Raw genomic sequence first — 17,723 nt, 5'->3', positions numbered from 1 at the left:
TCCATATGGACCAGTCCACCAGTCCACTGACCCCAGAGCCGACCCGCCTAGACCGGACCGGACTGGTGGACTGGACTGACCCCCCCCCTTTTAGGGGGAGGGTCAGTCCAGGTCCACTCAGTCCGGGTCTCCGGTCGGCTGGCGAGGTCGAGGCTCGGGCGCTGGCGGTCCGCTGGCTCTCGCGTCGTCGCTGGCGGTGGGGGGATGCCAGAAAAGTTGAGGGGGTATATCTTCCTGACTCCCCCCACGGCTCTGATAGTCGAGTTCTCTCTCCCGTTTTGGGTTGAAAATCATTTGTTGGTTGAAACTCTGGTGGAGAGCTCGGACCCTCGGAAGGCGTTTTCGAGGCTGTTTGAACCCCCTCTCCGGTACCGACGCCCGGCGACGCCCTCCCAGGCGCTCGGAGATACCTTCGAGATACCTTCTCGGGCCTCTTCTGGCCGCGTCCCTGCCTCCCTAACGGTGCTCCCCGCGGCTTCTCCGCCCCGGGCTGCTATGAATCCCCCGAGCGGGTGATTAACGGGGCGTAGTAATTCCTTCCTGGGGATATTGGCGGCGTGTTTTGATTTCCAAGAACTTTAACCACCAGCAGCAGTGCGCAAGGAGCGCCTATGAAACCTAGTGAAATGCCAGACAGTCGCCCCGCAAGCAGTTTCCACACCAATGTGGGCAAGGCCCAGGTGATGGGCGAGTCTCCGCACCTGGTGGACATCACCTTGCGGGCTAACAGCCGGACTCGCAACGGGTCCCGCGAGCAGGCGTTCTATCTCAAGCTTGGTGACTGCTCCTACCGGTTGCATCCCCCTGCAGCCCGTCGTCTGGTGCGCGTGTTAACCGACGCCCTGGAGATTTAGCGCGTGCCTCGCGACGAGAAGCCGCCGATGTTGTGCGTTGGGTATTCTCCCTGGTTCGATTCTCGCTTTCACGGAGAGCCTAAACGCCAGTACGAATACCGCATGCGGGCCTGCTGGACCGTCTGCGCCCAGTGTCAGCACAAGCACTCGTGCAAGTTCACGGCCGAGCAGTTGAGCCGCTCCGAGCGAACCGGCGTGTGGTGCGGCGTCGATATTGGCACCCACGAGCACTGCCGCGGCATTGACTGGTCTAACGCGCCGCCGGAACGACCCCAAGACTTCTACTAAACGAAACTTCCAATTTTGAAAGGACTCACAAAATGTGTCACCCACCCATGTCTAGCCTGGTCCCTCTGGCCCGCACGGCCCTGGTGTGCGCCGTTGACGGCCACGACCCGAAGAAGGTCCGAGTGGACTTAGGCGGTGTCGGCGCTATCCAGAAGAGGAACCGCAATGGCCTGTCTGACTTGGACGGCACAATCAAATTGCTGGCCCGTATGGACCTGACGGATTTCTGGATTTTAAAGACGTTGGCGGTTCAGGGCGCGAATCTGGTCCGTGCCCTGGCTGACCACTTCGGTCTCGACCCCGAGGAGGTCAAGAAGTTCGTCTGGGACCGACACCGTAGCCTCTCGGAGGCTGAATCGCGTTACCACCAGGAACACCAAGAGTGAGGGCGCTGCCCCTGGAGCCGGGGTCGGTGGTGCTACCACCGGACTCGGTGGCCTGCTTGGTGGAGCACCTGCGACGCACCCCGCAGCCGTCCTCCCTGGCGGCGCGTGCTTTAGTGGCGGACTTGATACAGCTGTCACAGCGTCCTGTCTCGTCACGTGACGTGCTTGTTCTGGAAAACCAGCAGCTGGTGAACTCGAAACTGACGACCGAACAGGCTGCGCGATGTTTAGGAATCACTCCGGGGGCTGTTCGGCGACGAATTAACCGTGGCTGTCTACCTGCCTCATTTGAGGGCGGTAGGTGGCTGATAGATGCAAAGGAGCTTTAATGGCTGCGACAGATTTCCGCCGTTCGCGCTCTGCGGTTTTGGGTTCGAAAGAAACCGACAAGGCCGCGGCGCGTGCACTTTTCGACGACACTGACCACCTGGCCGACGTGCTGGAGAGCTACGCGACTAACTCTATTCCGGGCCTGGTGTTTCCAGAAGTCTCCGTGCCGACGGGTGTTGCCCAGTACACGCAGGTCAGCGCCGACGACATGAAGGTCGAGGGCGTTGGTGTGCGTTCCGAGCACTCCGAATACCCTATGGTGCGCTTTACCCCTGGTGATTTGAAGAAGGCCCACACGTCAGACATCGGCGGCAAGTTCCGAGTCTCCGACGAGGCCATCGACGCGGGCGATACCTCCTTGATTGAGGACGGCCTATCACTGCTGGGCACCTCGATTAACGACACGCTGAACACCATGATGGTCGAGGCCCTGGCCCAGGTGACCGACAAAGAGAACGGCGGCCTGTCGATTGGTGCGAACTCCTTCCACGGCGTGGTTCTCGACGGCGCGAACCCGACGCCTGCCGAAAAGCGCCCGTGGGCGTCCATCGTTGCCGCCCGTGGTCTCCTGCGCAAGCACGGCCTGTCTGCTAGTGCGAACGTTCTCTTGCTGGACTGGGACTCTGCAGACGCATTGACTTTGCTCTATGACCAGAACAACTTGGAGGAGCAGTGGGGTCTGACTATCTACGGTTGCGACAAGCTGCCTGAAGGTACTGGCTACCTGCTCGACGCCCGCAACTTCGGCAAGCTCGTAACCAAGGGCGGCCTGCACGTCGAGACCTGGCGTGACCCGTCAATCCGCGCCACCTGGTGCCAGTCCTATATCGAACCGGTAATCACTATTCAGCGCCCCCGCAACGTGGTTCGCCTCGTTGGTCTGGGCATGCAGGACTAAAGGAGGCTAAACGATGTTGAACTTCACTCCGTTTCTAGACGAGCTTTACACCCCAGGACAGGCAGTCACCGCGACTGCTACCGAGGACATTAAGCTTGGCCAGCTGGTCGAAATCGTTGCAGCGGACGGCCTACACACGACCGCGAAGACTCCTCAACTGGCGGTCAAGGTAGCTACCCCGGGCGCTGTGGCTTTTGGCCTGGCTGGCCACGACGTGGAAAAGGGCGGCGACCTTACCGTGCAGCGCGGGGCCGGTCGTTGTTTCCGCGTCCCGGCTAAGGGGCCTCACATGGCGGGCGACCTCTTGGAGGTTGCTGAAGCTGGCGGTTTCGCTCAGGCCTCGACGGGCGCTCCAGTCGCCCAGGCTATCCGCAACAGCGAAAACGGCCACGTGGACGTGACTTTGCTTTAAGTCCTGCAGTGCCAGGGCCGCGTTAAGCGCACCGCCTACTCATTTTTGTTGACAATCATCCTTGGGGTAGTAGCGGAAGTAAGGCCCCCATGACCGCGAAAGCGTGAGGGTTACCTGCGTCGCCCTGGCACTGTCTCCTCTGGGCTAAGACCCCCTCTAACGGTTCAACGTCGTTAGAGGGGGTCTTGCTATGTTTAGGGCCGCTACCAGGACGAATGTGACCTAGACGACGCGCTCCGTGGTATCTCCCGTGGCCTCTCGTCGTCTCCGAGGGTGTCAGTACCGGAGAAGGGGTCTAGGCGCTCGGAGATACCCTCCCGTGCGTTCCTTGGCCTGTACCCCCGAGCGGGGGTTTTCGCAGGTATGTCCATAATTGTGCCTACTGGGTGAGGCCTGTTTTCCTGGGGATAGAAACACCGTTTCACCAGCACAGACAGGAGAACCCCATGAACGGCAACGAACTAACCCAGGAACTGAACCGCCAGGTCGGCCACTACGGTTTCGAGCTCGATAGCTCCACCCTTGAAGCCCTGGCCTTCCTCGTGGAGGAGATAACACCGGAGGGGCACGAGCGCGTGGCTGACTTCTTCGAAGCGCTCGGGAATGCCGCGGGAGTACTCGCCGACGATGTGCGCTACTCCGAGGAGGTCGCAATCTAATGACCTACAACGGCTACACGAACTGGGATACCTGGAATGCGTTTAATTGGGCCTCGTCGGAGTATTGGAGCTACCGCTGGATAATGGGGCTCTCCGTAGAGGAGCTAGCGGACTACATCACGGACCATGCGGAGACCTGGGACGGCCTGGACCCGCAGGCGGTCAACGTGCGTGAAGTCTATGAGGCCTTGCACGACGAGGGGGAGGCCGCAAAATGCTAAAACGACTACGTCTTGGAGTTATGCGCCCAACATGACTGGCACACTAGCGCCGCCTGCCCTAAACATGAGTGAAGCCCCAATCCTGGTAACAAGGATTGGGGCTTCATGCTATACCCAAAAAGTGACGTGGGTTCCCCGCCCTTTCCAGGAAAACACACAGAAAATCGGGCTGTCAATACTGTGGCTGCGTGGCTACGTTTTGGCTACGCTTCTCTACGAAAGCGGGCGAATGGACGAGAAGTAACCCGGTGATGGTTTTGTGCTTGGCCTGGGCTTTCGTGGGTGGACGGGGTTGTTAGATGGTTAGCCTGGGCTTTGAAAATAGCTCGTAATGAAAAGGTCGCGAGTTCGATTCTCGCAGGCGGCTCCACAGTGGCCGCAGGTTATCTAGCCTGCGGCCTTTCGCCGTTGTGGGCACGGCAGTGGGTGCAGAGCGTTAAGCCTCGCCGTGGTTGTGCAGTAGGCGCGGGACCACCTTGCCGGTGGCGTTGCGCGGCAGCTGGGATAGGAAGTGCACATCGCGCGGCACGGAGTGATCGGCGAGCTTGGTGCGGACCCACTCGCGGATGGCGTCGGCCGTGAGGGCCTTTCCGGTGGCGTCGGCAGTAGGCACCGCCCACACGGCGATGCGCTGGAAGGTCTCGCTATCCTCCACGCCACCGGCATGGACCTCGTGGATGCCGGGCATGGCCTCGAGGACCTCGGTGATGGACTGCGGGTGGACGTTTTCGCCGCCGACAATGATCATGTCATCGGCGCGGCCGACCACGTGCAGGAAGTCGTGCTCATCGATGTAGCCCAAATCGCCGATGGAAATGAGCCCGTCCACCTTATTGAGCCGCAGGTTCGGGTTGGTATAGCCGGTCATCGCAGTGGAGTTGGTCAGGTAGATCTCTCCCACCTCGCCGCGCGGAACCGGGTGGCCCTCCTTATCGAGGATGCGCAGCTTCGTGCCCGAGGCCACGCGCCCGGCGATGGTGGGGTTGGCGGCCACCTGATCCATGGTGGCGGTCGTCGCGAGCGCGAGCTCAGTGGATCCGTATACGTTGCATAGGATGGCGCCGAAGCGCTCATTGGTCTCCTTGACCACCTCCGGAGTCAGCGCATTGCCGGCCGAGGCGATGAATTTCAGGCTCGAGGTATCGAACTCACCGGCTGGGTCCCGCTCCACTAGGCGCTTAAAGAAGATGGGGGAGGAAATCATGCCATCGAGGCGGTAGCGCTGGACATCGTCAAGCACCTGCTCCGCGTCGAATACGCGGCGGGTGACGATGGTATTGCGCAGTCCGAGTGCGATATTGATGCAGGCCCATCCCCAGGTGTGGAAGATGGAGGCGGTGATCTGCAGGCGCTGGTCGGCGCGCCATGGAATGGTATCCACGATGGAGGCCAGCACTACCGGCAGGGTCGGTTCCGGCCGCACAATGCCCTTCGGAATGCCGGTGGTGCCGGAGGACATGAGCACGATCGGGCCGTGCTTGGGGAAGCGCGGCAGCTCCACGGCCGGTGGATTCTTCACAATCTTGTCTAACTTCGGCAGCTCGCTAGCCCCGGTATCGTGCGCGATGATTACGGGGATATCGGTGTCCACGCGGTCGATGAATTCATCATCCACGACGAGCACATTGATGCCGTTTTCCTCAATGCAGCCGGCCAGCTGCTCCGGGGAGGAGCCTACGTTGAGCAGGTAAATAGAAGCGCCCACATAGCCCTTGGCGCCGAGCGGAATGATGATGCCGCGGCCGTTGCGCGCCATGACGCCGAGGCGAATCTCGGGCAGGTCCAGCGAGCGGAGGTAGCGGGCGAAGCCCTGCGTGTGGGTGCGCAGCTGGCGGTAGGTGAGGGTGCCGTCGTCGTCGATAAGCGCCAAGCGCTCCGGACAGGCAAGGTAGCCCTGCTCGATCTCGCGTGCGGTGGTAAAGCGGTAGCGGGCCAGGTTCGGCAGCAGGTTGAGCTGGGCCTTCGCGCCGCCTTGGTGGCTGATGAGTCCGGCGTTAAGAAGCGCCGGCACGAACCGGCCGAGGGCTGCAGCGTGGAATGTGAAATCAGAAAAATTCACGGTTGGGGTAGCTCCAAAAAGCGAAGATAACAAAAAGGTAACCATGGACGATATCGTGAGAGAGGCGCGCGGTGTAGCCGCCAACTCGAAATTACAGAAGTGACTACAGTTACCTGAAGTTACTGGTGTTTCTAGAAAAGGATCTCATGAAATCTCTGCAGCTCAAAGTCCTCTCCGTGGTGGCGTCCGCGCTGGCCGTCGTAGGCGTGGCAGTCGCGCCGCAGGCCACCGCCGCGGAGCGCAACCTAGTAGCCTTCGGCGATTCCGTCCTCGCGGATCCAGATGCCGGCTCCTACTTCGCCCACCGTTACGATCCCTCTAAGGGTGTGGGCGTGGATTGCCCGACCTCCAATAACTACGCCAAGCGTGCCGGTGCCAAGCTGCGCCTTCCGGTGCGGGACTTCTCCTGCTCCGGCGCCGTGTCCATGTCCCGCGGCCCGCAGATTTTCCAGCAGGTGGATGCGGCCATCCGTACCGGCGCGCTGACTCCGGCTACCAACCGTGTGGTAATCACTACCGGTTTCAATGACACCTATAACCACCGCGAGCTCAACCTGTCGCAGATTCGCAAGCAGTTCGCGGACCATACCGCACCGCAGATTGAGCGCATTAAGTGTGCGGCTCCGAATGCGCGCGTGCAGATCGTTGGCTACCCCACTATCGGTTCTGGCCCGTACTACTGCCTCTTCCACTTCGGCCCGCGCCCGGCCGATTCCACCTTCCTGCCGCCAATCCAGGACTTTGAGAATAAGGCACAGTGGATGCAGGTGGACCTGGCGGCACGCACCGGCGTGCAGTTCTTGGATATGAAACCTTCCACCCGCAATAACGGCATGTGCGCCGATGCAAACCAGCGCATGTGGGCTGGTCTAGTGGACTTTAGCGCAGGCGACGGCAACCTGCCCATCCACATGAACCAGCGCGGCCACGAGCATACGGCCAACGTCATCGCTCGCTCTTAAAAAATATTTTCATTAATGTGCCGATTTTGAAAATATCGGTACGCTCGGGCGCATGACTGTAAAAGCTGTTATTGCCCGTTCCAAGGGCGCGGAAGTCGAAACCGTCAATATTGTTGTCCCCGACCCCGGCCCTAATGACGTCATCGTGCGCGTGCAGGCCTGCGGCGTATGCCACACCGACCTTGCTTACCGCGATGGCGATATTGAAGACGCCTTCCCGTTCCTGCTCGGCCACGAGGCCGCAGGCGTGGTGGAGACCGTAGGTTCTGCGGTCACCCACGTGGAGGAGGGCGACTTCGTCATTTTGAATTGGCGCGCCGTATGCGGCGAGTGCCGCGCTTGCAAGAAGGGCGAGCCAAAGTACTGCTTCAATACCCACAACGCCTCGAAGAAGATGACCCTCGAGGACGGCACCGAGCTCACTCCTGCGCTGGGCATCGGTTCCTTCGCGGAAAAGACCCTGGTCCACGAGGGCCAGTGCACCAAGGTGGAAGACACTGACCCAGCCGCTGCAGGCTTGTTGGGCTGCGGCATCATGGCGGGCCTCGGCGCGGCCGTGAATACCGGTGACATCCAGCTCGGCGAGTCCGTTGCCGTCTTCGGCTGCGGCGGCGTGGGCATGGCCGCCATTGCAGGCGCCAAGCTGGCGGCCGCGGCAAAGATCATCGCCGTGGACATTGACGAATCCAAGCTGGAAACCGCCCGCGAATTCGGCGCGACCGATACTATCTGCTCCAAGGACCTGTCGGAACAGGAAGTCATCGACGCCGTCCGCGAGCTCACCGGCGGCTTCGGTACCGATGTTTCCATCGACGCCGTGGGTATCCAGCCCACCTGGCGCCAGGCCTTCTACTCCCGCGACCACGCCGGCCGCATGGTCATGGTGGGCGTGCCAAACCTCACCGACCACGTGGACATTCCCGCCATCGACCTCTACGGCCGCGGCGGTTCCATCAAGCCAGCGTGGTACGGCGATTGCCTCCCGGAGCGCGATTTCCCCGCTTATGTAGCGCTATCCAAGGCCGGCAATTTCCCGCTAGAAAAGTTCGTTTCCGAGCGCATTGCGCTTGACGACGTCGAGCAGGCCTTCGCCACCATGAAGTCCGGCAAGGTCCTGCGTTCGGTGGTGGAGTTCTAATGCGCATCGATAGCACGGTTACTTCTGGCAAGTTCCGCCTCGACGGCGGCGAGTGGGACGTGGATAATAACGTCTACGTCGTGGGCGATGACTCCAATGTTTATGTGGTGGATCCCTCTCACGATCTCGATGCCGTAGCGGAGCTGGTAGGCGATCGCCACGTGGAAGGCATCCTGCTCACCCACGCGCACAATGACCACTGCGAGCTCGCCCCCGAGGCCGCCAAGCGCTTCGATACCGAGGTTTATCTGCACCCGGACGATGACATGCTGTGGCAGGAGTCCAATGGCGATGCCCCGTATACGCCGCTGGCGGATCGCGGTCAATTCGATATCGGCGGCGAGAAAATCACGGTCTACCACACCCCTGGTCACTCGCCGGGCTGCGTGGTGCTGCACGTGGGCGAGACGCTGCTGTCGGGCGATACGCTCTTCAATGGCGGCCCTGGTGCCACTGGCCGCAAGTACTCCGACTTCGATGTGATCATCGAGTCGCTGAAGAACGTGGTCTTCACCCTGCCGGAGGACACCAAGGTCCTGCCGGGGCATGGCGACGCCACCACGGTGGGTGCCGAAGCCGCACGCCTCGACGAATACATCGAGCGCGGTTACTAGCCGTTAGTACGCCCGCAGGTACTCGCCGTAGCCGGACTTAAGCAGCGGCTCGGCGAGTGCTTCTAGCTGGGCGCGGTCGATAAAGCCCGCCTCATAGGCAGCAACCTCGGGCGATCCGATAACGATCCCGGTGCGCTTTTGCATCACCTCAACATAGGCAGAAGCCTCGCTCATAGAGTCCACCGTGCCGGTATCGAGCCAGACGCTACCGCGGTGCAGCCGCTGAACATTCAGCTCGTCGCGGCGCAGGTACTCCTCATTGACGGCCGTGATTTCCAATTCGCCGCGGCCGCTGGGCTGGATGCCCTTGGCAATGTCCACGACGGAGTTGTCATAGAAATACAAGCCCACCACCGCGTGATTCGACCGCGGAACCTCCGGCTTCTCTTCGATGCTGAGCGCATGCCCCGCAGCGTCGAATTCCACCACGCCGTAGCGCTGCGGATCCGAGACCTCGTAGGCGAAGATGATGCCACCCTCCGGATCCTGGCAGTGGGTGAGCTCGCCGCCGAAGCCGTGGAAGATATTATCGCCGAGCACCAGTGCGACGCTATCGTCTCCAATAAAATCCTCGCCAATCAAGAAGGCCTGCGCGAGCCCCTCCGGCCGCGGCTGGACCGCATAATCGATCATGAGTCCGAGCTGGGAGCCGTCACCAAAGAGGCGTTGGAAGGCACCCGCATCCTCCGGGGTGGTGATGATGAGGATTTCCCGAATACCCGCCTGGATGAGCGTGGTCAGCGGATAGTAAATCATCGGCTTGTCATAGATGGGCATGAGTTGTTTCGAGATGCCCTTGGTAATCGGGTAGAGCCGCGTGCCGGAACCGCCGGCCAGGATGATGCCTTTCATTTAATCCTCCGGGTAGAGCGCTAGGTACAGGGCCAGGGCGGCGCGCCAATTCTGCGGCTTGAAGCCGGTGGCCTCGATTTTATCCAGCGCAAACGTCGATTCCTTGGGCCGCGGCGCCTCCGGTCCCGCGATTTCGCGGTACTGCTCGGTCGTCACTGGCGTGACCTCGGACGGATCGTGGCCGAGCCCGATGAATACCGCCATGGCAATCTCATCGCGGCCCACGGTATCGCCCGAATTGGATAGGTTATACACGCCGTAGTCCGCGTCGGACTTGAGCAGGTGCACGATGCCCTTGGCTAGGTCCTCGGCAAACGTGGGGCGGCCGCGCTGATCATGGATGACCTTCGGCTCCACGCCCTTATTAGCCAGCCGGCGCATGGTGGACATGAAATTCTCGCCATCACCAAAGACCCACGAGGTGCGAATGACGTAGTGCTGCGGCGCAGTCTGCGCGGCGGTATCACCCGCGGCTTTCGACGCCCCGTACGCACTGAGCGGCGACGGCAACTCCGCCTCGGTGTGGACCTCGTTCGCCCCATCGAAGATATAGTCGCTCGAGACATGCACCAGCGTGATCTGGTTTTCTGCGGCGATGCGTGCCAGCTTTGCCGGCCCTTCCGCGTTGACGGCCCACGCGGCGGCGCGGTCGTTTTCGGCGCCGTTGACGTCGTTATATGCCGCGAAGTTAATGATGGTCGAGTACTGCTTCCAATTTCGCTCTGGCGGATTGGTGATGTCGAAGTCGGCGTGGGAGCAAAATTCGGCGTCGCCAAGCAGGCGCTTCAGCGCCCTCCCCAACTGCCCATTCGCACCCGTGACGAGGATGCGCCGGGCGGGCATCGGGCTCACCTCTTCGAGGCTGGGGTGCTGCTTGTCTTTCTCCGAAATCTCGGTGAGCTCTAATGGCCAGTCCACGATGTCGAGGTTCACCGCGGCATAGCGCGCCTCGGCCGACCAGTGCTCATTGACCAAGTAACTATAAGAGGTATCCTCCAGCGCTTGAAAGCCATTGGCGACGCCTCGCGGCACAAACACCGCCGTCTCCGGCCCAATCTCGTGGGTAATAACCTCGCCGAAGCTCTCCGACCCCTCGCGCAGGTCGCACCACGCACCAAAAATCTTGCCCTGCGCCACCGAGATGAGCTTGTCCCAAGGCTCGGCGTGCAGCCCGCGGGTAGCGCCGGCGTGGTTGAAGGAAATATTGTTCTGCACCGGCTGAAAGCTCGCGAGTTCGGGCGCGAGACCGGTGAGCTTTTCCCGCTGCCAATTTTCTTTGAACCAGCCGCGATTGTCCCCGTGCACGTCGAGGTCGATGATGAGTAGTCCCGGGATGGCGGTTTCAGTTATGCGCATGTCTACTGTCCTTGCTGCTTGTAGCGGGTCTCTACGTCTTCTTTCTCGGGCTTCCACCAGTCTTCGTTATCGCGGTACCACGCGATGGTGTCTTGGAGGCCGGCGCGGATATCCGTAAACCGCGGGGCCCAGCCCAGCTCGCGGCGCAGCTTGGTGGCATCCATGGCATAGCGCTGATCATGGCCGGGGCGGTCCGCCACGTGCTCATAGAGGGCGCGCCCATCGCGGGTGTGGCCCATAATTTCGCAGATAAGCTCGATGACCTGCTTATTGCTGATATCCGGCTGATCCGCGCCGATAGTGTAGGTCTCTCCAATCCGGCCGCGCTCTAGGATGGCGAGCACTGCCTCGTTGTGGTCATCGACATGAATCCAATCGCGGACCTGCTCGCCCGTCCCATAAAGCTTGGGCGTGCGGCCGGAGAGAATATTGGTGATCTGGCGGGGAATGAACTTCTCGATGTGCTGATACGGCCCATAATTATTGGAGCAATTCGAGATGGTGGCGCGCAGCCCAAAAGAACGCACCCATGCGCGCACGAGGTGGTCAGAACCTGCCTTGGTGGCGGAGTACGGGCTGGAGGGGGCGTAGGCGGTGTTCTCGTCAAACTTGGTTTCTGCCCCAATCTCGAGATCACCGAAAACCTCGTCGGTGGAGACATGGTGGAAGCGGGTATCGTGCTTCCGGCACGCCTCCAACAGCGTGAACGTGCCCACGATATTCGTGTGGAGGAAGGGGGAGGGGTCACGCAAAGAATTGTCGTTATGGGATTCGGCGGCGAAGTGAACTACTACATCGGCGGCAGCGACGAGCGGTTCTACCGTCGCAGAATCGGCGATATCACCCTCGACGAAGTCAATATCCAGATCGTCGAGGTTGGCGCGGTTTCCGGCGTAAGTGAGCTTATCAAGCACCGTAACGCGGGTATCGGGGCGCGCCTGGCGCATGAGGCGCACGAAATTGGCGCCGATAAAACCGGCGCCGCCAGTGACGAGCATCGTTTGCATGGTTATCCAGTGTAGGGCAGTCGGACGGGCTGCTGTGGCAGGCCGCGGGCCCGCGCGCAAGAGGTCAGGCCGCGCCCGGGGGAGACGGTGGTGGCGAGGGCGGATCCGTGAGCCTGCGTCCCGGGGCTTGTTCCGCGGCGGGGTGGTCGTTGACCTCTACTGTGGGCGATAGCCCGCTCGCGTGCGCGGCCCGGTAGCCCACCCGGCCGGTGCCGGGGTCCCGTTCGGCGTGACCCATTCCGTTGCGGCCATCGCGGTAATCGTTATTGTCCACGTGGTGGCGACGGCACAGCAGCGTCAGATTTTTTAGGTCGGTGGCGCCGCCGTGAGACCAAGCCTGCAGATGGTGGACATCGCAGTCCTGCCAGGGGCGGTGGCACTCGGGGTGGGTGCAGACAAGCTCGGAGGCCGCGAGGGCGAGCTTCTGCCAGAGGGAAGCGGTGCGTTTGGTGCGGCCAAGTTCGAGGGGAAAGCCCTTCTCATCCACCGCACAGAAGAAATCGTGCTGCGCGGCACCCAAGCGGAGGAGATCGAGCGGAGAAAGCTCGATGCCGGTGCTGGTGGCGAAGCGGGTATCGCCGCCCATCGCCTCCAGTTCTTCCAAGGTGGTGGCGACGAAGAAAGAACCAAGGCCCGCTGAGTCCTTTTGGGTGGCAGAAAGGTAGCTCGACAAGGCAGCGGTCAATTGGTCCGCCATGCGCTGGGCATAAGTGCGGGTATCATCCTCGGCGCTGAGATCGGCGCTGCCTTTATTTTTGGCGGGAGCAAAGGCACTGGCAAGGATGGCGGCCGCGGAGGCGTCGAGGTATCCGGAGATATGCACACCGCCGTCAGCATCTTGGCGGGAGATGCTAAAGCGCCGCTTGCGGGTAGCGGCGTGCGGATCGGGCTCGCCGGCAGGATTGAGGGCGTGCTTATTCGCCTTGCGAACTGCCTTACGCAGCCACTCGCGTAAGGAATCGAAGGAGCGGCGCTTGGCCTGCTCGAGGGCCTGGTTGCGCAGCTCGCTTGGGCCGGGGATGGCGTACTTGCTGAGGCTGCGCAGCTCATTCTCGATGAGGTTAAGGATGCGCTCAGGGATAGGCTCTTCTTCGAAAAGCTTCTTGCGGCGCTTTTCCTCTTCGCGGCGCTCGCGGTCGGCGCGGCGGCGGGCTTCTTCCTCGGCCTGTGCGCGTGTGGCGTCATCAGCATCGGGATCAGCAGGTGGGGGAGTGGGCTCCGGTTCGGGGATAGGGGCAAATAGGTTGCGCCCATTGCGCAGACGGGCGGCGGCTTCGGACTCGCTAAGACCTAGGCGGGCGGTCAGGTAGTCCTTGGCCTTGGAGGAGCCCACGCGGCGGCCGGCGTCATCGCGCTCCGCGATGAAGGCGAAGGCAGCGTCAATAGCGGCCTTGTTGCCCAGGGCCCTTTCCAAGTGCTCGAAATGAGGGTGAAGAAGCTCGAAAGAGAGGTCGGAGGGATCCTGCATGAGGGCGCGCAGTTGGGTTAACCCGGCGGCAACTTGGGCGATGGCGGAGTCTATCTCCGCGTGCTTGGTGGTCTGCATAATCCCCCCTCCTGTTCGTTTACATGTTCTATTCTACCTAGATAAAACACCCCGTCAACAGGAAAGAAGGGATTGGTCAATAGATTAGACAATCCCCAAACAAACGCAGGGCCAAAACCACTAACTCGGGAATGAAGGAAGGGCCGTGTGGTTGAGCCAAGCGTCTACGGTGGCGTCGAAAAGCGCGGCATCAGGAGCGGCGGCGCGGAAGGAATTTAGCAACATGGAAGGCTCCACCACCGAATGCTGGTGCTCGGTGAGGTAGCTGCGGAGGGTGCTAAAGAAGGCGTCGCCAAGCAGGCGGTGAATGGCGTGCACGGTCAAAGCACCGCGCTTATACACGCGGTCATCGAACATATCGCGCGCACCCGGATCGGAAACGGTGAGGTTCTGCGCCTTGCGGCCTAGGACGTTGTAGTGGGACCGTGCTGCCTCGCGCGCGGTGGTCTCGCCCTTGTGCTCGGCCCATAACCACTCGCTGTAGCAGGCAAAGCCCTCATTGAGCCAGATATCCTTCCACTCGCCTAGGCCCACGGAATTGCCAAACCACTGGTGGGAAAGCTCATGCGCGATAAGGCGCTCGAAGGCGTGGTCTCCCTTCACATGGTTGGATCCAAAGATAGAAAGCCCCTGCGCTTCGAGCGGAATCTCCAACTCATCTTCCGTGATGACCACCTGGTAATCCGCAAACGGGTAGGGGCCATAAATGGAGGTAAAGAAGTCCACCATCTCCTGCTGCTGGGCAAATTCATTCAGCACCCGCTCGCGCAGCGTGGCTGGAGCCCAAGCCCGAGTGGAAGGGCCCAAGGCAAAGCTGGAAAACTCACCTACCTGCACCGTAGCCAGGTAGGTGGCCATGGGCTGGCGGGTACGGTAATGCCAGCGCGTGGTGGAGCCGCCCGCCCTGCGGGAGACGAGGTCGCCATTAGACACAACGATAAAGGGATCATCGGCCGTAATGATGATGTCATAGAGCGCCTTTTCAGACGGTGTATCGTCGCAGGGGAACCAGCTCGGCGCGCCATTGGGCTGGCTGGCTACCAGCGAGCCGGACTCGGTTTCTTCCCAACCAATCTCGCCCCAGGTGGTGCGGATGGGGCGAGGGCTACCGCCATAGCGAATAACCAGCTCAAACTCCGTACCGGCGGCGATTTCTGCAGCGAAACGAAGACGCAACTTACCGGAAGACTGGCGGAACTTTGCCACCCGCGGTGCACCCTTCGCGGTCACGCGACGGGCCACCATCGCCCCGCCCAAATCCAAGGTCAAAGACGTTAAATCGGCGGTCGCTCGGATTGCTAAAACGGCCTCGCCGTGGAGCAAGTTGGGCTCCACGCGGTAGGTCAGATCCAGCGTGTAGTGGGACACCTCAAATCCGAGGTTAAAATCCACGCCGGTATAAGGGTCAGTGTGGGTACGCGAAAGGGCGGTAGGAAGCAACTTCATAATGCTGCAAGCCTACCGCCCTTTTAGCCGCGGAAAGAAACGAGCTTATTTATTGAAAGCGCGCTCGAAGACCGGCCAAGAATCCTTGAGGTCCGCAATCCAGTGCGGCCAGGAGTGGGTGCCGGTATTGCGGAAGTTATAGGTAGCCGGGATGCCAGCCTGGTCCAACTTGGCCTTGAAGTTGTGGGTGCAGTAGTTCACGCCAGCTTCGATGGCACCGCCCTCACCTTGCAGGACAGCGGAGCCTGCCGCGGCCGCCGCAGGGTTCGTGCCCTGAGCCACGTGATAGGAGAAGGTATCCTCCTTGCCGGCCAGACCGGAACCGGAGGAGATGTACAGCTCCGTGCCGCGCAGCTTCTCGTGGTTCATCATCGCATCGTTATAGCGATTGGTGGGGGAGCCGAATGGTCCCCACATCTGCTCTGCGGAAGCGCCACCGCGATTAACGGTGAGCTCAACGGCCTTGTGCTCTACCGGGTAGGCGGTAGCCGCACAGCCGGCGTAGGAACCAACGGCGTCATAGAAGCCTTGGTTGTGCTCTGCCAGCAGCAGGGAGGAGGTAGCGGACATGGACATACCCGCGATGGCGCGGTGGCTATCCGCCTTGATGTGTCCCTCGATAGTGCCCGGCAGTTCCTTGGTGAGGAAGGTTTCCCACTTCTGTGGGCCCTTAAGATACTGGGAGTTCGGGTCGGATACCCAGTCGGTGTAGTAGGAGAAGGCGCCAGCCTGCGGGATAACCACGTTGACATTCTTGGAGTGGTAGAAATCCACGGCATCGGAAAGCTTCAGCCAGTCCATGTCCTGCTCCGCGCCGCCTGCGCCATTGAGCAGGTAGATGGTCGGGCGGTTCTCATCCGTCGCGCGAATGACAGCCAGCGGAATCTTGCGGCCGTTCATGGCCGGGGAGGTGGCCTGCAGCTTATCGACGCGCGGATCGTCCTTGTACTTCTGGTACCAGGTCTGCTGCTCCAATTCCGGGGTGACCTCCAGTGGGGCCAGGGTGGACTGGGCGGCGTTGCCTGCTACCTGCTGCGGGGTGAGCTGTGCGGCGCCCGCCATCGGGGCGCTAGCCAAGCCTGCGCACACTGCGGTGGCGGCCAGGATGGGGCTAAGACGCTTCATTGTGCTTCTTTCCTGTAGTTAATGAACTCGTTGATTATACTTCTGCGCTACTTATTCCGCAGCGCCGGCAGCCTCTGGAGCTTCGGCTTCCTTGCCCTCGACGAAGTCCTTATCAGGGGACTGGTCAGCGGCGCTCGGGACGTCCTTGATCTGCGCATTTTCCTGAGCCTGCGGCGCATCGATGGAAAGCTCGTTGGGCTTTACTTCCGGCTCGGCCGGAGCTTCTGCGGCGTCCTTGTTAAAGCCACGCTCGAAGGTCTTCCACGAGGAGAAGATGTCATCGCGCCAGCCCGGCCAGGAGTGGGTGCCGGTATTGCGGAAGTTCCAATCCGCCTTCATGCCCTGGGAATCCATCTTGGCCTTGAGATCGTGGGTGCAGGAGCTCATAGCAGCCTCGATGACGCCGCCCTCCACGATGAGGGTGGACGATCCCTTAGCGCCCCAGTCATTGGCACCGCCCAAACCGCTATTCACGGAGACGTAGGTCTCGGATGGGCCCAAATTCTTCGGGGTGGCATTGACCAATGCGTCGTTGTACACGTTGTACTCACTGCCCATAGCGCCCCACATCTGATCGGCCGAGCCGCCGCCGCGGTTGACAGTCAGCTGGGTGTACAGGCGCGGCAGCGGGCGAGAGGTAGCCGCGCAGCCGGAGAAGGAGCCCACCGCGTTGTAGAAGCCCGGGTTGTGCTCCGCCAGCAGCAGGGAGGAGGTAGCGGCCATGGACATGCCAGCGATGCCGCGCTTGCCATTGCCTCCGATATGATCCTCTAGAGCGCCTGGCAGCTCCTTGGTCAGGAAGGTCTCCCACTTCTGTGGGCCCTTGAGGTAGCCGGCATCCGGCGTAGAAACCCAGTCAGTGTAGTAGGAGAAGGCACCGGCCTGTGGGATGACCACATTGACGTCCTTGGACGTGTAGAAATCCACCATGTCCTGCACGCCCTCTTGCTCTGGGTTGACGTCGCGCTTCGCGGTGGCGGTGATCCAGTCCATGCCCTGCTCAGCGCCGCCCGCGCCGTTGAGTAGGTACAGGGTGGGGCGCTTCTTTTCAAAGTTGCCGTCTGGGGAGATGACCGCAAGCGGGACCTCGCGGCCACCCATGGCGGCGGAGGTAGCCGTCATGACCTTGACGTGGTTGCCGTAGTGGTTGCCCTGGGCGCTCTTGTGGCCGAAGGCATAACCCTTCCACTTGTCCTTGTCCTTTAGTCCGGCAATATCTACCACGCGGTTTTCGCCCTCGGTGGTGATGGCGTAGTTGATATTTTCCGGATCTGCCGAGTCGGTGAGGTTTACCTCGCGGATGGTGGATGGGGTGGCGTCCCCCTGAATCTTGGCCGGCTCGACGGCGGAGGCGATAGGGGCGGAGAGGACTCCTGCCGCGATGGCGATGCCTGCGACGCTGGAGCCGATAGAGCGCAAAGTATGCATATTTTTAGCTTCCTCGAGTTAAGAGAATCTTCTCAGTAGGTATCGTTCCGCATAGCGGGAGTGTTAGCAAGACTCTATGCCTTAATAGCCCTTTTAATGTAGCAAAACCTGTGACGCATGTGGTTTGTGTGTCATAATTCTG

19 protein-coding genes are annotated in these 17,723 nt (G+C 61.1%); 11 read left to right on the top strand and 8 right to left on the bottom strand.

Annotated features, from left to right (window positions below; translation table 11 throughout):
- The first annotated feature begins 611 nt into the window (after window positions 1-611).
- The 8 genes from QP904_RS04715 (at window position 612) to QP904_RS04680 (ending at window position 4,048) form a co-directional block, all read left to right on the top strand.
- Window positions 612-854 carry a hypothetical protein gene (locus QP904_RS04715; RefSeq protein WP_284835622.1) on the top strand — a complete coding sequence of 81 codons (243 nt, stop codon included), beginning with the start codon at window positions 612-614 and terminating at the stop codon, window positions 852-854.
- Window positions 855-956: 102 nt separating this feature from the next.
- Window positions 957-1,142 carry a hypothetical protein gene (locus QP904_RS04710; protein ID WP_284835621.1) on the top strand — a complete coding sequence of 62 codons (186 nt, stop codon included), beginning with the start codon at window positions 957-959 and terminating at the stop codon, window positions 1,140-1,142.
- Between the two features lie 47 nt (window positions 1,143-1,189).
- On the top strand, window positions 1,190-1,528 hold the full coding sequence (locus QP904_RS04705) for a hypothetical protein (protein WP_284835620.1): 339 nt from the start codon (window positions 1,190-1,192) through the stop codon (window positions 1,526-1,528).
- Window positions 1,525-1,857 carry a helix-turn-helix domain-containing protein gene (locus tag QP904_RS11765; RefSeq protein WP_349018594.1) on the top strand — a complete coding sequence of 111 codons (333 nt, stop codon included), beginning with the start codon at window positions 1,525-1,527 and terminating at the stop codon, window positions 1,855-1,857. The genes QP904_RS04705 and QP904_RS11765 overlap by 4 nt, the downstream gene beginning before the upstream one ends.
- Window positions 1,857-2,756: a major capsid protein gene (locus tag QP904_RS04695; RefSeq protein ID WP_284835619.1), complete on the top strand. Its 900-nt coding sequence runs from the start codon at window positions 1,857-1,859 to the stop codon at window positions 2,754-2,756. The genes QP904_RS11765 and QP904_RS04695 overlap by 1 nt, the downstream gene beginning before the upstream one ends.
- 13 nt (window positions 2,757-2,769) lie before the next feature.
- Window positions 2,770-3,168, top strand: coding sequence for a hypothetical protein (locus QP904_RS04690; RefSeq protein ID WP_284835618.1), 399 nt, complete (start codon window positions 2,770-2,772; stop codon window positions 3,166-3,168).
- A gap of 446 nt (window positions 3,169-3,614) precedes the next feature.
- A complete protein-coding gene (locus QP904_RS04685) occupies window positions 3,615-3,827 on the top strand; it encodes a hypothetical protein (RefSeq protein ID WP_284835617.1) in 213 nt (70 codons plus the stop codon).
- Window positions 3,827-4,048, top strand: a complete 222-nt coding sequence (locus QP904_RS04680; RefSeq protein WP_284835616.1) for a hypothetical protein — start codon at window positions 3,827-3,829, stop codon at window positions 4,046-4,048. Before QP904_RS04685 ends, QP904_RS04680 begins: the two co-directional genes overlap by 1 nt.
- A 436-nt stretch (window positions 4,049-4,484) precedes the next feature.
- Here QP904_RS04680 and QP904_RS04675 read toward each other — a convergent pair whose 3' ends face one another.
- Window positions 4,485-6,152: an AMP-binding protein gene (locus QP904_RS04675; protein WP_396130027.1), complete on the bottom strand. Its 1,668-nt coding sequence runs from the start codon at window positions 6,150-6,152 to the stop codon at window positions 4,485-4,487.
- 101 nt (window positions 6,153-6,253) lie between these two features.
- Between QP904_RS04675 and QP904_RS04670 the strand changes: the two genes are divergently transcribed.
- From QP904_RS04670 to QP904_RS04660, 3 genes are read left to right on the top strand one after another with little or no spacing between them, the layout of a single operon-like run.
- Window positions 6,254-7,069 carry a GDSL-type esterase/lipase family protein gene (locus QP904_RS04670; RefSeq protein WP_284835615.1) on the top strand — a complete coding sequence of 272 codons (816 nt, stop codon included), beginning with the start codon at window positions 6,254-6,256 and terminating at the stop codon, window positions 7,067-7,069.
- A gap of 52 nt (window positions 7,070-7,121) precedes the next feature.
- Window positions 7,122-8,207, top strand: a complete 1,086-nt coding sequence (locus QP904_RS04665) for an S-(hydroxymethyl)mycothiol dehydrogenase (protein WP_023020438.1) — start codon at window positions 7,122-7,124, stop codon at window positions 8,205-8,207.
- Window positions 8,207-8,821 carry an MBL fold metallo-hydrolase gene (locus tag QP904_RS04660; RefSeq protein WP_023020439.1) on the top strand — a complete coding sequence of 205 codons (615 nt, stop codon included), beginning with the start codon at window positions 8,207-8,209 and terminating at the stop codon, window positions 8,819-8,821. The genes QP904_RS04665 and QP904_RS04660 overlap by 1 nt, the downstream gene beginning before the upstream one ends.
- A 3-nt stretch (window positions 8,822-8,824) precedes the next feature.
- Here QP904_RS04660 and rfbA read toward each other — a convergent pair whose 3' ends face one another.
- From rfbA to QP904_RS04625, 7 genes are all read right to left on the bottom strand, one after another.
- Window positions 8,825-9,673 (bottom strand): glucose-1-phosphate thymidylyltransferase RfbA, encoded by an 849-nt coding sequence (rfbA, locus tag QP904_RS04655; protein WP_248099230.1) that lies wholly within the window; start codon window positions 9,671-9,673, stop codon window positions 8,825-8,827.
- On the bottom strand, window positions 9,674-11,029 hold the full coding sequence (locus tag QP904_RS04650; RefSeq protein ID WP_284835614.1) for a sugar nucleotide-binding protein: 1,356 nt from the start codon (window positions 11,027-11,029) through the stop codon (window positions 9,674-9,676). It lies immediately after the preceding gene.
- 2 nt (window positions 11,030-11,031) lie between these two features.
- Window positions 11,032-12,027: a dTDP-glucose 4,6-dehydratase gene (gene rfbB / locus QP904_RS04645; protein WP_284835645.1), complete on the bottom strand. Its 996-nt coding sequence runs from the start codon at window positions 12,025-12,027 to the stop codon at window positions 11,032-11,034.
- Window positions 12,028-12,100: 73 nt separating this feature from the next.
- Window positions 12,101-13,582, bottom strand: coding sequence for an HNH endonuclease signature motif containing protein (locus QP904_RS04640; RefSeq protein WP_248099225.1), 1,482 nt, complete (start codon window positions 13,580-13,582; stop codon window positions 12,101-12,103).
- 120 nt (window positions 13,583-13,702) lie between these two features.
- Window positions 13,703-15,028, bottom strand: a complete 1,326-nt coding sequence (locus tag QP904_RS04635) for a M1 family metallopeptidase (protein ID WP_239204793.1) — start codon at window positions 15,026-15,028, stop codon at window positions 13,703-13,705.
- Window positions 15,029-15,073: 45 nt separating this feature from the next.
- Window positions 15,074-16,153, bottom strand: a complete 1,080-nt coding sequence (locus tag QP904_RS04630; protein ID WP_284835613.1) for an alpha/beta hydrolase — start codon at window positions 16,151-16,153, stop codon at window positions 15,074-15,076.
- Between the two features lie 51 nt (window positions 16,154-16,204).
- Complete coding sequence (locus QP904_RS04625) at window positions 16,205-17,581, bottom strand: alpha/beta hydrolase (protein WP_284835612.1); 1,377 nt, start codon at window positions 17,579-17,581, stop codon at window positions 16,205-16,207.
- Window positions 17,582-17,723: the final 142 nt, after the last annotated feature.

The sequence above is a fragment of the Corynebacterium nasorum genome, assembly GCF_030229765.1.
GTDB classification, from domain to species: Bacteria; Actinomycetota; Actinomycetes; order Mycobacteriales; family Mycobacteriaceae; genus Corynebacterium; species Corynebacterium kefirresidentii.
This window is presented reverse-complemented; position numbering and strand designations above follow the sequence as displayed.